Genomic DNA, 14,216 nt, shown 5'->3' with positions numbered 1-14,216 from the left:
TCGGCCCAGGGGCTCCCTCGAGGAGCCCTTTTTTATGCCTGCAGACCACTCAAAATCTACTGTAAACCCGCGTTTGTGGCGAGGGAGCTTGCTCCCTCGCCACACATGATCCTTTCCCTCGGGTTTTGGGTTAACGCAACGCCGCGATCGCATCCACCGACTCGCGAATCAGCGCCGGGCCTTTGTAGATGAACCCGGAGTAGAGCTGCACCAGGCTGGCACCCGCGGCGATTTTCTCGGCCGCGTGCTTGCCTTCGGTGATCCCGCCCACGGCGATGATCGGCAGGCGTCCGGCCAACTCAGCCGCCAGCACCTTGACCGTGTGCGTGCTCTTGTCGCGTACCGGGGCGCCGGACAAACCGCCCGCCTCGTCACCGAACTCCATGCCTTCGACACCGACGCGACTCAGGGTGGTGTTGGTCGCGATCACCGCGTCCATGCCGGTTTCGATCAGGGCCCGCGCCACTTCAACGGTTTCTTCGTCGGTCATGTCCGGCGCGATCTTGATCGCCAGCGGCACGCGCTTGCCGTGCAGTTGGGCCAGGTCTTCCTGGCGCTGGCGCAAGGCTTCGAGCAACTGCTTGAGCGAATCGCCAAACTGCAGGCTACGCAGGCCCGGGGTGTTGGGCGAACTGACGTTGACCGTCACGTAGCTGGCATGGGCGTAGACCTTGTCCAGGCAGATCAGGTAGTCGTCGACGGCACGCTCGACCGGGGTGTCGAAGTTCTTGCCGATGTTGATCCCCAGCACGCCTTTGTACTTGGCGGCGGCAACGCGCGCCAGCAGGTGATCGACGCCCAGGTTGTTGAAGCCCATGCGGTTGATGATCGCCTCGGCCTGCGGCAAGCGAAAAATGCGTGGCTTGGGGTTGCCCGGCTGCGGACGCGGGGTGATGGTGCCGATTTCCACGAAGCCAAAACCCAGCTGGGCAAAGCCGTCGATGGCCGCGCCATTCTTGTCCAGGCCGGCCGCCAGCCCTACCGGGTTCGGAAAGTCCAGGCCCATGACATTCACCGGCACGTGCGCCGGCGCCTTGCACAGCAAGCCGTTCAGGCCCAGACGCCCGCCCGCGCCGATCAGGTCCAGGGACAGATCGTGGGAGGTTTCCGGGGAGAGTTTGAACAGCAGTTGGCGGGCCAGGGTATACATGGGCGGACTTGACTCGATTGGCGGCGAAATGAGGCGGCGATTATAGCCGGGCATCGGGGTTGCAAGCGAGGCACACGACGAAATCAGGCGTCAATGGCATATGCCTTGCACCGGGATTGGCATCAGCACTCATGCCAACGACGGGATGAGTCCCGCGTTGCTGATGGGAAGGACAATGGCGTCGTCCCCCGGCCTTGCTCTGGCAAGGGCCCGGGACGACGTTTTTTTTGGAAGGTGCACACTCGATGAATGAACCATCAGCCGGCCCGCTGGCCTGGGTCAATGGCAGCGATGCCCCGGAAAAAACCTCGATCAACCTGGGCTTCATGGCCCTGAGCGACTGCGCCTCGGTGGTGGTCGCCGCCACCCAGGGCTTCGCCCAGCCCTACGGCCTGACCCTGAACCTCAAGCGCCAGGCGTCCTGGGCCAGCCTGCGGGACAAACTGGTCAGCGGCGAACTGGATGCCGCCCACAGCCTGTACGGGCTGGTGTATGCCGTGCATCTGGGCATCGGTGGCGTAGCGCCAACCGACATGGCGGTGCTCATGGGCCTGAACCAGAACGGCCAGAGCATCAACCTCTCCCACGGCCTGCACCGCCTGGGCGTGAGCAGTCCTGAGGCGCTGGATCGCCACGTGCACCAAAGTCGCCCAAAACTGACCTTCGCCCAGACCTTTCCCACCGGCACCCACGCCATGTGGCTGTATTACTGGCTGGCCAGCCAGGGCATCCATCCACTGCACGATGTCGACAGCGTCGTGGTACCGCCGCCGCAAATGATCGCGCACCTGCAGGCCGGTCGCATCGACGGCTTTTGCGTGGGCGAACCCTGGAGCGCCGCCGCCGTGAAGCAGAACCTGGGCTTCACCCTGGCGACCACCCAGGCCCTGTGGCCCGATCACCCGGAGAAAGTCCTCGCCTGCACCCGCGCCTTCGTCGAGCAATACCCCAACACAGCCAGGGCGCTGGTGATGGCGATCCTGGAGGCCAGTCGCTTCATCGAGCAAAGCACGGAAAATCGCCGTAGCACCGCGCAACTGCTGAGTGCCCCCGACTACCTGGATATGCCGCTGGACTGCATCGAGCCGCGCTTGCTGGGCGACTATGCCGACGGCCTCGGCAATCGCTGGCAGGACCCTCACGCGCTGCGTTTTCATGGCAATGGCGAGGTCAATGTGCCGTACCTGAGCGACGGCATGTGGTTCATGACCCAATTTCGGCGCTGGGGCCTGTTGCGTGAAGACCCGGACTATCTGGCGGTCGCCCGCCAGGTCCAGCAACTGGCGCTGTACCGGGACGCAGCCAGCGCCTTGGGGATCGGTACCGGAGGCCATTCGATGCGCAGCAGCCAGTTGCTCGATGGCAAAGTCTGGGACGGTTCGGACCCTGCGGCCTATGCCCGCGGTTTCGCGCTGCACGCCATGACCGACACCCCCACCCTGCTCGCCCGCCGCTGACAGGAGGCCACGACCATGTTACGCATCCTGCTGATCAACGACACCGCGAAAAAAGTCGGTCGCCTCAAGACCGCGCTGACCGAAGCCGGATTCGAGGTGATCGACGAATCCGGCCTGACCATCGACCTGCCCGCGCGCGTCGAAACGGTGCGCCCGGACGTGATCCTGATCGATACCGAGTCACCCAGCCGCGATGTGCTGGAGCAAGTGGTGCTGGTCAGCCGTGACCAGCCAAGGCCGATTGTGATGTTCACCGACGAACACGACCCGGGCGTGATGCGCCAGGCCATCAAGTCCGGCGTCAGTGCCTACATTGTCGAAGGCATTCATGCCGCACGCCTGCAACCGATCCTGGATGTGGCCATGGCACGTTTTGAAAGCGACCAGGCCCTGCGCGCCCAACTTCACGCCCGGGACCAGCAACTGGCCGAGCGCAAGCGCATCGAGCTGGCCAAGGGCATGCTGATGAAAATGAAAGCGTGCAACGAAGAGCAGGCCTACACCCTGATGCGCCGCCAGGCCATGAGCCGCCAGCAAAAGCTGATCCAGGTGGCGGAGCAGATCATTGCCATGAGCGAGTTGCTGGGGTAACCGATCATTGTGGCGAGGGAGCTTGCTCCCGCTCGGCTGCGTAGCAGTCGTGAACCGTCAGATAAAACATGGTGGCAGGCAATTTTGGGACGCTTCGCGTCCCAGCGGGAGCAAGCTCCCTCGCCACAAAAGCAGACTGTTGGCACAGATCTCGCTACGTAAACCACACAGGTAACCAACGGCGGTTGCCCCACCCACGACAAAGACGTCGCTCACCTCGTTTGCCCCTGGCGAATCGGGTAGCGGCGTTTTTTCGTTTTGGCCCCACAGCCCGGGGTCGGTGGTGCGGCCGTCGCGGCGCCCCACCGCAAAGCTCACGACTTGCTACGAGACTCTTAACCGCTGAGGTGCGCGATGAACACAAGCTTCTGGAAATCCGGCCATACCCCGACACTGTTCTCAGCCTTTCTGTATTTCGACCTGAGCTTCATGGTCTGGTACCTGCTCGGCCCGCTGGCGGTGCAAATCGCCGCCGACCTGCAATTGACCACGCAACAGCGCGGGCTGATGGTGGCCACGCCGATCCTGGCCGGCGCCTTCCTGCGCTTCGCCATGGGCTTGCTCGCCGATCGCCTGTCACCGAAAACCGCCGGACTGATTGGCCAGGTGATTGTCATCTGCGCCCTGTTCGGCGCCTGGAAACTGGGGATCCACACCTACGAGCAGGCCTTGTTGCTGGGCGTGTTCCTGGGCATGGCCGGTGCTTCGTTCGCCGTCGCCCTGCCCCTGGCCTCGCAATGGTATCCGCCACAACACCAGGGCAAGGCCATGGGCATCGCCGGTGCGGGCAACTCGGGCACCGTACTCGCCGCCCTGATCGCGCCGGTCCTGGCGGCCGCGTTTGGCTGGAGCAACGTGTTCGGCTTCGCCTTGATCCCGCTGATCCTGACCCTGATCGTGTTCGCCTGGCTGGCAAAAAACGCACCTGAGCGGCCCAAGGCCAAATCCATGGGCGATTACTTCAAGGCCCTGGCGGATCGTGACAGTTGGTGGTTCATGTTCTTCTACTGCGTGACCTTTGGCGGATTCATCGGCCTGGCCAGCGCCCTGCCCGGTTACTTCAACGACCAGTACGGCCTGAACCCGGTCACCGCCGGTTACTACACCGCCGCGTGCGTGTTCGGCGGCAGCTTGATGCGCCCCCTGGGTGGTGCCCTGGCGGACCGTTTTGGCGGCATCCGCACCTTGCTGGTGATGTACACCGTCGCCGCCGTGTGCATCGCGGCCGTCGGATTCAACCTGCCCAGTTCCTACGCGGCACTGGCGCTGTTCGTGTGCACCATGCTCGGCCTCGGCGCGGGCAATGGCGCGGTGTTCCAGTTGGTACCGCAGCGCTTCCGGCGCGAGATCGGCGTGATGACCGGCCTGATCGGCATGGCGGGTGGCATCGGCGGCTTCGCCCTGGCGGCCGGCATGGGGGCGATCAAGCAGAGCACGGGCAGCTATCAGTTGGCCTTGTGGTTGTTCGCCAGCCTTGGCGTCCTGGCCTGGTTTGGTCTGCACGGGGTCAAGCGTCGCTGGAGAACCACCTGGGGCTCGGCGGCCATGACCGCGGCACGGGTCTGACCTTCGATGAGCCTGCAACTGAGCTTCGCCGAGGCCAGCGCCATCGGCCCTCGGGCGGAAAACCAGGACGCTCTGCGCCTGGTTACACCTACGGCTGAACTGGCGGCCAGCAAGGGCTGCCTGTTCGCCATCGCCGACGGTGTCAGCCAATGCGCCGACGGCGGGCTCGCGGCCCGGACCACCTTGCAGGCCCTGGCCCTGGACTACTACGCCACGCCCCAGACCTGGGGCGTGGCGCAGGCGCTGGACCGCCTGTTGCTGGCGCAAAATCGCTGGTTGCAGGCCAACGGCGGCGGCCTGCCGTTGTTGACCACCGTCAGCGCGCTGGTGCTGCGGGGAAGGCGCTTCACCTTGGCCCATGTCGGCGATTGCCGGGTATACCGCTGGCACGCCGACCAGTTGCAACGCATCAGCGAGGACCACGTCTGGGAGCAGCCGGGCATGCAGCATGTGCTCAAGCGCGCGCTGGGACTGGATCAACACCTGGTGCTGGATTTCCTCGATGGCGAGTTGCGCGTCGGTGAGTCTTTCGTGCTGCTGAGCGATGGGGTCTGGGCGACATTGGGCGACACGGCCATCGCGGCCATCCTGCGCGAGCAGCCCGACCTCGACCGTGCAGCGCGCACCCTGGTCAACGCTGCTCACCTGGCAGGCAGCCAGGACAATGCCAGCGCGCTGCTGGTGCGGATCGACGCCCTCGGCGAAAGCAGCATCGGCGACGCGCTGATCCAGTTGCAACAATGGCCCTTGCCACCATCGCTCAAGGCCGGCCACTCCTTCGAGGGTTGGCACATCGAGAAGCTGCTGGGCCACAGCCAGCAATCGCTGATCTATCGCGTCCGCGACGGACAGCAACAACCCTGGCTGCTCAAGACCCTGGCTGCATCATCGAACAACGACACCGCGGCGGCCCAGGCATTGCTGTCCGAAGAGTGGTTTCTCAAGCGCGTGGCCGGGCGCAGCTTCCCTGAAATACACCCGGCGACTCAACGCCAGCACCTGTATTACGTGATGCGCGAATACCCGGGCGTGACCCTGGCTGAACTGTTCCTGCAAACCGGCCCCCTGCCTCTGGCCCAATGGCAGGCACTGGCGGAACGGCTACTACGGGCGGTAGGACTGCTGCACCGGCGACAGATCCTGCACCGGGATATCAAACCGGAGAACCTGCTGCTGGGGGACGATGGCGAATTGCGCCTGCTGGATTTCGGTCTCGCCTACTGCCCTGGCCTGTCCGAAGACCAGGCTCACGCGCTGCCCGGAACGCCCAGCTACATTGCGCCCGAAGCGTTCAATGGCCAGGCCCCGACACCGCAACAGGACCTGTATGCCGTCGGCGTTACCCTGTATTACCTGGCTACCGGGCACTACCCCTACGGCGAGATTGAAGCCTTCCAGCGCCCGCGCTTCGGCCTGCCCGTCAGCGCCAGCCGTTATCGGCCGGACTGGCCGGACTGGCTGGGACAAAGCCTGGAATGCGCCTTGTGCGCCGACCCGGCTCAACGCTATGAAACAGCGGAGCAATGGCTCCTGGTACTGGAGCAAGGAGAGCGGCGTAGCCTGAGTGTGCGACCAAGGCCATTGCTCGAGCGCGAACCGGTGAAAGTGTGGCGCACGCTGGCCCTGGCGCTGCTGATGCTCAATCTGGTGTTGCTGTTTTCATGGCTGCGCGCCCCCTGAGCAGACCCCACGCTTCATGGCCGGCACCCTCGCCACCGGCCTGGACCGCTCCACGACCGGGCATCGCGCCTCCAATCGGTGCGTAAAACCGCCAGCGAAGACCCTCCTCCCATCCGCCACCCCAACAAACCCGCGCCGCAGGATAACTTGGCACAACCACTGCATTAGCATTGTCACCCTACATAAAGCCCGGCCTTCAACGACGAAGGCTGCGCTCCCCCGAGAGAACGGGACCAGGACAAAGGCGTCCTCGCTAGATCACTAGCGGGACGCCTTTTTTTGTTTGCGCCCAATAAACCGAGCCAGCCCCACCGGCCCGATGACACGGCCTGAGTTTGCGGAGAAGCTGATGAAAAAACTAAAACTGGTGATGATCGGCAACGGTATGGCCGGGGTTCGCACACTGGAGGAGCTGCTCAAACTCAGCGGCGAACTGTATGACATCACGGTCTTCGGTGCCGAGCCCCATACCAACTACAACCGCATCCTGCTGTCGCCGGTGCTGGCCGGCGAGCAGACCTTCGACGAGATCGTGCTCAACGACCTGAGCTGGTACCGGGACAACCACATCAAGCTACTGCTCAACCGTAAAGTGGTGGAGATCGACCGGGTCAATCGGCGAGTCATCGCCGAAGACGGCAGCGAGGCCGAATACGATCGCCTGCTGATCGCCACCGGCTCCGCGCCATTCATCCTGCCGATTCCGGGCAACCGCTTGCAGGGCGTGATCAGCTATCGCGACATCGCCGACACCCAGGCCATGATCGACACCGCCAGGACTCACACACACGCGGTGGTCATCGGCGGCGGCCTGCTGGGCCTTGAAGCGGCCAACGGCCTGATGCTGCGCGGCATGCACGTGACCGTGGTGCATATTGGCGAGTGGTTGCTGGAGCGGCAACTGGACAAAACCAGCGGTCAGTTACTGCAATCCGCGCTGCAAGCCCGGGGCTTGAATTTTCGCCTGAGCGAACAGACCCAGGCCCTGCACGACGCAGGCAATGGCCGGGTCGGTTCTGTCCAGTTCAAGAACGGCGACCGCATCCCGGCGGACCTGGTGGTGATGGCCGCCGGCATCCGCCCCAACACCGAACTGGCCGAAACAGCCGGCATTGCGTGCAACCGCGGGATCCTGGTCAACGACACCCTGCAAACCTACGACCCACGCATCTATGCCATTGGCGAATGCGCCAGCCATCGCGGCATTGCCTATGGCCTGGTGGCGCCACTGTTCGAACAGGCCAAGGTCTGCGCCAACCACCTCGCACAACTGGGCTTTGCCCGCTATCGCGGATCGGTGACATCCACCAAGCTGAAAGTCACCGGCATCGACCTGTTCTCTGCCGGCGATTTCATGGGCGCGGAAGGCACCGAGACCATCACCCTGTCCGACCCCATCGGCGGGGTCTACAAAAAGCTGGTGATCAAGAATGACGTTCTGGTGGGCGCCTGCCTGTATGGCGACACCGCCGACAGTGGCTGGTACATGCGCCAGATTCGTGAAAACCGGACCATTGCCGACGTCCGTGATCACTTGATGTTCGGCGAGGCCCTGGTACCACAAGTGGCCCCCGCGCCCCGGGTGGAGAACGAACAGGCCATGCCGGCCTTGCAGGAAGCCTGCTGATGAACCGCCAAACGACTGCCTCGACCTGTTGTTACTGCGGTGTAGGCTGCGGCGTGCTGATCGAACATGACGACGAGCAGATCCTCGGTGTCAGCGGCGACCCGACGCACCCGGCCAACTTTGGCAAGCTGTGCAGCAAAGGTTCGACGCTGCACCTGACCGGCGACCTCGCTGCCCGCGCGCTGTACCCGGAGCTGCGGCTGGGCAAAGGCCTGGCGCGCGGCCGCACCGATTGGGACACTGCCCTCGACCACGCCGCCAACGTGTTTGCCAGCACCATTGCCGAACATGGCCCGGACAGTGTCGCGTTCTATGTCTCGGGACAATTGCTGACCGAAGACTACTACGTCTTCAACAAGCTGGCCCGAGCACTGGTGGGCACCCACAACATCGACAGCAACTCCCGGCTGTGCATGTCCTCGGCCGTGGTCGGCTACAAGCGCAGCCTGGGGGCCGATGCCCCGCCGTGCAGCTACGAAGACCTTGAGCTGAGCGATTGCGTGATGATCGTCGGCAGCAACATGGCCTACGCCCACCCCGTGCTGTTTCGCCGCCTGGAAGAAGCCAAATCCCGTCGCCCCGGGATGAAAGTCATCGTCATCGACCCTCGGCGCACCGACACCTGCGATCTGGCCGATTTGCACCTGGCGATACTGCCTGGCAGCGATGTCGCGCTGTTCCATGGGATTTTGCATCTGCTGTTGTGGGAAGGCCGCATCGACCATGCCTTCATCAAGGCACACACCGACGGCCTGACCGAACTGAAAAAGCTGGTGCACGACTACAGCCCGGCCATGGTCGCGCAACTGTGTGGCATCAGCATTGAGCAGCTGCGGCTGTGTGCCGAGTGGGTCGGTACCTCGCCCGCTTTCCTGTCGCTGTGGTGCATGGGCTTGAATCAATCCACCGCCGGCAGTGCGAAAAACAGCGCGCTGATCAACCTGCACCTGGCCACCGGACAAATAGGCCGGCCAGGTGCCGGCCCCTTTTCCCTCACCGGTCAACCAAATGCCATGGGCGGACGCGAAACCGGGAGCCTGGCCAACCTGTTGCCGGGTCATCGCGAAGCGGCCAACGCCGAGCATCGCGCCGAGGTCGCGGCGTACTGGGGCGTAGACAAACTGCCCAACGCCACCGGCCTGACCGCCATCGAGCTGTTCGAGCAGGTCAGGAACGGCACCGTCAAGGCGTTGTGGATCGCCTGCACCAACCCCGCGCAGTCACTGCCGGACCTGCACAACGTGCGCGCAGCCCTGCAGGCTTGTCCGTTCGTAGTCCTGCAAGAAGCCTTTCGCACCACCGAAACCGCCGCCTTTGCCGACCTGCTACTACCGGCGGCCAGCTGGGGCGAGAAGGAAGGTACGGTGACCAACTCGGAACGTCGCATCTCCCACGTTCGCCGAGCCATCGCCGCACCCGGTGAAGCGCGTCCGGACTGGGCGATCACAGTGGACTTCGCACAACGCCTGGAACAGCAGCTGCGCCCAGGGCAACCCTCGCTGTTCGCCTACGAACGCCCTGAACAGGTGTTTGACGAGTTCAAGCAACTGACCCGCGGGCGGGACCTGGACCTGTCCGGGATCAGTTACGCCCTGCTCGACACCCTTGGCCCACAGCAGTGGCCCTTCCCGGAGGGAGCATCAAGCGGCACACCGAGGCTTTACGTCGACGGGCGGTTTCCCACCCAAAACCATCGCGCGCAGTTTGTCGCCGAGCCTTACCAGGCCGCCAAAGAACAACGCGACACCGGTTTTCCACTGACCCTGATCACCGGGCGCCTGCGCGACCAGTGGCACGGCATGAGCCGTACCGGCACGGCGGCGCAACTGTTCGGCCACGTCAACGAAGCCCTGTTGAGCCTGCATCCTGACGAACTGCGCGGGCATCGGCTCGACAGCGGCGATCTGGTCAACCTCAAGAGCCGTCGCGGCAGTGTGATCGTCTCGGTGGTCAGCGATGACAGTGTGCGCCCAGGCCAGGCCTTTTTACCCATGCATTGGGGCGACCGCTTTCTCAAGGGCGGCGTCAATAGCCTCACGCAACCGGCATTCGACCCACTGTCCAAGCAGCCCGAACTCAAGCACAGCGGCGTGCGTATCGAACCCGCGCACTTGCCATGGAGCCTGTTCGCACTGATTGAGGGTGATGTTCAGCAGCATTTCGAGGACCTGCGACCGCTCTGTGAGGATTTTGCCTACGTTAGCCTGAGCCTCACCGGGCGTGAGCGCCCAGCGCTGCTGATACGTGTCGCCCATGCCCAGGCACCGGATCCGCAATGGCTGGACAAGATCGATCAACGGCTGGGCCTGGTCGAGGGCCCGGTCCTGACGTATGACGACCCCGGGCGCGCCATTGGCAAACGGGTGCGCATCGAACAAGGCCGTATTACCGCCATCCGCCTGGCCGGAGAAACCCTGGCCCGGCATTGGCTGCACAACCTCTGGCTGGAGGGGCGTATCGACGAGCACCTGCGACGCTGGCTGCTGGCACCGTTAAGCACTCCACCCGGTGTCGCGAACGCTGAATCGGGCACGCATAAAACCCTGTGCAACTGCAAAAACGTCAGTCAGGGCGCCGTGTGCGCCGGCATTCGTCGCGGCCTGGATCTCCAGGGCCTGAAACAACAACTGGGTTGCGGCACGCAATGCGGCTCGTGTGTCCCGGAAATCAAGCGTCTGTTGGCGGCCACTGTGCAGCCCGTCGCAGTCACCTCGTGAGGAGCAGAACATGAACGCAAAAGTCTGGTTGGTAGGCGCCGGTCCCGGCGACCCTGAATTGCTGACCCTCAAAGCCGTTCGGGCACTGAGCGAAGCCGATGTGGTACTGATCGATGACCTGGTCAACGAAGCGGTACTGATGCACTGCCCCAAGGCACGAATCATTGCCGTCGGCAAACGGGGCGGCTGCCGCTCTACCCCGCAGGCGTTCATTCATCGCCTGATGCTGCGCTACGCCCGACAAGGCCAATGCGTGGTGCGCCTCAAGGGCGGTGACCCGTGCATTTTCGGTCGCGGCGGTGAGGAAGCCCAGTGGCTGCGCGAGCGTGAGGTGGAGGTGGAACTGGTCAATGGCATTACGGCGGGCCTGGCCGGCGCCACGCAATGCGACATTTCGCTGACCCTGCGAGGGGTCGCACGCGGGGTCACGCTGGTGACAGCCCACACACAGGACGACAGTGAGCTCAACTGGCGTGCGCTGGCCCAGGGTGGCACAACGCTGGTGATCTACATGGGCGTGGCAAAGCTCGGCGACATTCGCGAGCAATTGCTGGCAGGCGGCATGAGTGCGGACACCCCGGTGGCGATGATTGAAAACGCGTCAATGCCACACCAGCGAGAGTGCCGTAGCAATCTCACGCAAATGCAGGAAGACGCCTACAGCTTCCAACTGAAAAGCCCGGCTATCCTGGTCATCGGCGCAGTGGCAGCATGTGCAGCGCTTGAGCGCGAACTGCCTTCAGGCTGGCCGTCGAGCGCCGCGCGCTAATCGTCGACATCCAGCAAATCGCAGGCAAAGAAAAGCCCGGCCTAAGCCGGGCTTTTCGAGGCTGCGAAGCTAATTACTTAGCTTGAGCTTCAACCTGTGCTTCTACACGACGGTTAACAGCGCGGCCTTCTGCAGTGCCGTTGTCGGCAACTGGGCGGGACTCGCCGTAACCAACGGAGCTAACACGGCTAGCTTCAACGCCGTCTTGAACCAGAACTTGCTTGACAGCGTCAGCACGACGCTGGGACAGCTTCTGGTTGTAAGCGTCTGGACCTACGGAGTCAGTGTGACCTTCAACCACGGTGGTGGTCTGTGGGTACTGCTTCATGAAGTCAGCCAGGTTGGCGACGTCGGTCAGGCTGCCTGGTTTAACAGTAGCTTTGTCGAAGTCGAACTTCACGTCCAGCTCAACACGTACGGTTTCAGCAACCGGAGCTTCTGGCTCTGGTTCTGGAGCTACAACTGGAGCTACGACTGGAGCGGCGCCAGCGTTGCCGCCGAAGTTCACACCCAGACCAACCAGGGCGGAGTAATCCCACTTGCCGTTGTCCATTGCGTAGTCAGCTTCAACGCCGGCACGAGCGAACAGGTTGTCGGTGAAGTAGTACTTAACACCGGTACCAACGATAGCCAGAGTCGACTGGTCGCGACCGCTGTGGCCGTCAGCTTTTACGCTGGTACGGCTCTGGTGGCCGAAACCGCCCGAAACGTATGGACGCAGCGAATCAACGCCAGCCTGACCGAAGTGGTAGGTACCCAGCAGGGAACCAGTGTCACCTTTGATCTTCTGGTTATCAGTACCGCCAGTCGAACGGGTGTGGTGAGTCTGATCGTAGTTCAGATCAATGGAAACGTCGTCGGTCAGGAAGTAACCGATACGAGCGCCTGGGTTGAAGCCGTCTTCGATGTTCTTGACGCTATCGTTGTACTGCTTCTTGTAGAACAGCTCGCCTTCAACTGCGCCTTGGCCTTGTGCCAGAACGCCGAAAGAAGTAGCGGCAATAAGAGTACCAATGGCCAAGCCCAAGGTGTTTTTCAGTTTCATCCGTTAAATCCCCATCTGGTGATTGTAAAGCAGTCCCGCAAACCGGGGGACAACTCGGCGACAAGTCTATCAGAACTTGCCTACACGTAAGAGATATTTGCGCCGAGCTTATGTCTCGGCAACGCCTGCAAATTTCTCACGCAATTTATCAAGAGCGCGCTTGTACCGCATTTTTGTCGCGCTCAAACCCATGTGCATGATATCTGCGATCTCCTGAAACTCCAGCTCTGCGACAAAACGTAGCACCAGAATTTCCCGGTCGATCGGATTTACATACACCAGCCAGCGATCAAGTCCACCCTTTTCCTCAGGTTTCGGCGCCTTTTCTTCCGACGCTTCCTCGAGGGGGTCCAGACTTAAAGCGTCCATCAAGCGACGCTTTCGCCGTTCCTTTCGATACTGTGTGATGCACTCGTTGTACGTGATGCTATATAGCCATGTCTTGAACTTCGATTTGCCCTCGAAGTTCTTCAAACCATACAGCACCTTGAGCATCACCTCCTGACAGACATCATCTGCATCGCGATCGTTCCCAAGATACCGCGCACAGACGTTAAATAATGTTCTCTGGTAACGCCGCATCAGCTCTTCGTAGGCGCGCGTTACGTGAAACAGCTCGGTGTGCGAGCGCGCGACCAACTCCTCATCAGAGAGCTCGCGGGGGTCGTAGCGCGTGGATAGCGTTTGGGCTTTATTCAAAACAAGTCGGGCCGACAGTCAGGTCAATGTCCACCGCTGCCCAAGGTCTCGGGCATTTTGCGGCGGGATACATTAGCAGGGTTTGCCGGGTTAGCGGCTACTAACATGCTGCTCCAGGAGAATCCGATTGGAGAGAGAGACTAGCTCACCCTCGTCGGTCAGCAATGTAGTTTTAACCGTGCCGATCTCTTCGATCTGGCCTTCGACCTCTCCAACACGCACTTGTTGCCCAACCTGATACAACTCACGCACATAGATTCCCGCAAGAATCTGACCGGCAATTTCCCGGCTACCCAGTCCCATGGCCAAGGCAACAGCCAGACCAACGGTTATCAAAACGATCACAATCACGTGGTTCAGCAGGTCGGTCTTGACCTCCAACTGGCTGATCGCGACCGAAATACTGATGATGATCACCAGGCCTTGGGCGATCCGCCCCAGGCCCGACGCATAATCCAGACCCACTCCTTCAGCGGCGCCGCGCACCAGCCCGTTGGCCAGTTGCGCCAGCAATACCCCCACCAGCAACACCAGCGCGGCACCGAATACTTTCGGTAAATAAAGCGCCAGCATATCGAGCGTAGCTGAAACTCTCTCCAAGCCAAGGGATTCGGCTGCAGAAACCAGAAAAATCAGCAAAACAAACCAATAGACGATCTTGCCGATCAGGGTCGAGATCGGTACCTGAAGCCCTGCGCGGGACAGCAGCTTGGTCAAGCCGGTACCGCCCATCAGGCGATCCAGGCCCAGTTTCGCGAGCAATTTCGAGAGCAGGGTGTCGAGCAGCTTGGCCACGACAAACCCCAGCAGCAGCACGACCAGTGCGCCAAACAGGTTCGGAATGAAGTTCGCCACCTTGGTCCATAACGCAGTCATTGCGGTGACGAGGCTCTGAGTCCAGAGATCAAGTTCCAT

General features: G+C 62.2%; 10 protein-coding genes and 1 pseudogene. 7 read left to right on the top strand and 4 right to left on the bottom strand.

Features of this window, described 5'->3' with window-relative positions; translation table 11 throughout:
* Nucleotides 1–130: 130 nt before the first annotated feature.
* On the bottom strand, nt 131–1,150 hold the full coding sequence (locus CKW25_RS22540) for a quinone-dependent dihydroorotate dehydrogenase (RefSeq protein ID WP_095082688.1): 1,020 nt from the start codon (nt 1,148–1,150) through the stop codon (nt 131–133).
* Between the two features lie 245 nt (nt 1,151–1,395).
* On the opposite strand from CKW25_RS22540, the gene CKW25_RS22535 reads away from it, so the two are divergent.
* From CKW25_RS22535 to cobA, 7 genes and pseudogenes are all read left to right on the top strand, one after another.
* On the top strand, nt 1,396–2,607 hold the full coding sequence (locus tag CKW25_RS22535) for a CmpA/NrtA family ABC transporter substrate-binding protein (RefSeq protein ID WP_095082686.1): 1,212 nt from the start codon (nt 1,396–1,398) through the stop codon (nt 2,605–2,607).
* A 15-nt stretch (nt 2,608–2,622) separates the two neighbouring features.
* Nucleotides 2,623–3,198 carry an ANTAR domain-containing response regulator gene (locus CKW25_RS22530; protein WP_095082684.1) on the top strand — a complete coding sequence of 192 codons (576 nt, stop codon included), beginning with the start codon at nt 2,623–2,625 and terminating at the stop codon, nt 3,196–3,198.
* A gap of 354 nt (nt 3,199–3,552) precedes the next feature.
* A complete protein-coding gene (locus CKW25_RS22520; protein WP_095082681.1) occupies nt 3,553–4,764 on the top strand; it encodes a NarK/NasA family nitrate transporter in 1,212 nt (403 codons plus the stop codon).
* 6 nt (nt 4,765–4,770) lie between these two features.
* Nucleotides 4,771–6,444: a bifunctional protein-serine/threonine kinase/phosphatase gene (locus CKW25_RS22515; protein ID WP_095082679.1), complete on the top strand. Its 1,674-nt coding sequence runs from the start codon at nt 4,771–4,773 to the stop codon at nt 6,442–6,444.
* Nucleotides 6,445–6,793: 349 nt separating this feature from the next.
* A pseudogene (locus tag CKW25_RS22510) lies at nt 6,794–7,997 on the top strand (NAD(P)/FAD-dependent oxidoreductase); the annotation flags it as partial.
* 73 nt (nt 7,998–8,070) lie between these two features.
* The gene (locus tag CKW25_RS22505) at nt 8,071–10,788 is read left to right on the top strand and encodes a nitrate reductase (RefSeq protein WP_095082677.1); all 2,718 of its coding nucleotides are present in this window, start codon (nt 8,071–8,073) and stop codon (nt 10,786–10,788) included.
* A 10-nt stretch (nt 10,789–10,798) separates the two neighbouring features.
* Complete coding sequence (cobA, locus tag CKW25_RS22500; RefSeq protein ID WP_095082676.1) at nt 10,799–11,557, top strand: uroporphyrinogen-III C-methyltransferase; 759 nt, start codon at nt 10,799–10,801, stop codon at nt 11,555–11,557.
* Between the two features lie 73 nt (nt 11,558–11,630).
* Here the strand turns inward: cobA and CKW25_RS22495 are convergent, their stop codons facing one another.
* The 3 genes from CKW25_RS22495 to CKW25_RS22485 form a co-directional block, all read right to left on the bottom strand.
* Nucleotides 11,631–12,602, bottom strand: coding sequence for an OmpA family protein (locus tag CKW25_RS22495; protein WP_095082674.1), 972 nt, complete (start codon nt 12,600–12,602; stop codon nt 11,631–11,633).
* Nucleotides 12,603–12,710: 108 nt separating this feature from the next.
* Nucleotides 12,711–13,301, bottom strand: a complete 591-nt coding sequence (gene sigX, locus CKW25_RS22490) for an RNA polymerase sigma factor SigX (protein WP_095082673.1) — start codon at nt 13,299–13,301, stop codon at nt 12,711–12,713.
* Between the two features lie 90 nt (nt 13,302–13,391).
* Complete coding sequence (locus CKW25_RS22485) at nt 13,392–14,216, bottom strand: mechanosensitive ion channel domain-containing protein (RefSeq protein WP_008048604.1); 825 nt, start codon at nt 14,214–14,216, stop codon at nt 13,392–13,394.

The sequence above is a fragment of the Pseudomonas sp. Irchel s3h17 genome (genome assembly GCF_900187505.1).
Taxonomy (GTDB): domain Bacteria; phylum Pseudomonadota; class Gammaproteobacteria; order Pseudomonadales; family Pseudomonadaceae; genus Aquipseudomonas.
This window is presented reverse-complemented; position numbering and strand designations above follow the sequence as displayed.

Excerpts from the sequence above, each read along its gene's own strand:
- cobA (WP_095082676.1), top strand. The coding sequence starts at position 10,799 with ATGAACGCAAAAGTCTGGTTGGTAGGCGCCGGTCCCGGCGACCCTGAA.
- CKW25_RS22530 (WP_095082684.1), top strand. The coding sequence starts at position 2,623 with ATGTTACGCATCCTGCTGATCAACGACACCGCGAAAAAAGTCGGTCGC.
- CKW25_RS22535 (WP_095082686.1), top strand. The coding sequence starts at position 1,396 with ATGAATGAACCATCAGCCGGCCCGCTGGCCTGGGTCAATGGCAGCGAT.
- CKW25_RS22495 (WP_095082674.1), bottom strand. The coding sequence starts at position 12,602 with ATGAAACTGAAAAACACCTTGGGCTTGGCCATTGGTACTCTTATTGCC.
- CKW25_RS22520 (WP_095082681.1), top strand. The coding sequence starts at position 3,553 with ATGAACACAAGCTTCTGGAAATCCGGCCATACCCCGACACTGTTCTCA.
- CKW25_RS22505 (WP_095082677.1), top strand. The coding sequence starts at position 8,071 with ATGAACCGCCAAACGACTGCCTCGACCTGTTGTTACTGCGGTGTAGGC.
- CKW25_RS22540 (WP_095082688.1), bottom strand. The coding sequence starts at position 1,150 with ATGTATACCCTGGCCCGCCAACTGCTGTTCAAACTCTCCCCGGAAACC.
- CKW25_RS22485 (WP_008048604.1), bottom strand. The coding sequence starts at position 14,216 with ATGGAACTTGATCTCTGGACTCAGAGCCTCGTCACCGCAATGACTGCG.
- CKW25_RS22515 (WP_095082679.1), top strand. The coding sequence starts at position 4,771 with ATGAGCCTGCAACTGAGCTTCGCCGAGGCCAGCGCCATCGGCCCTCGG.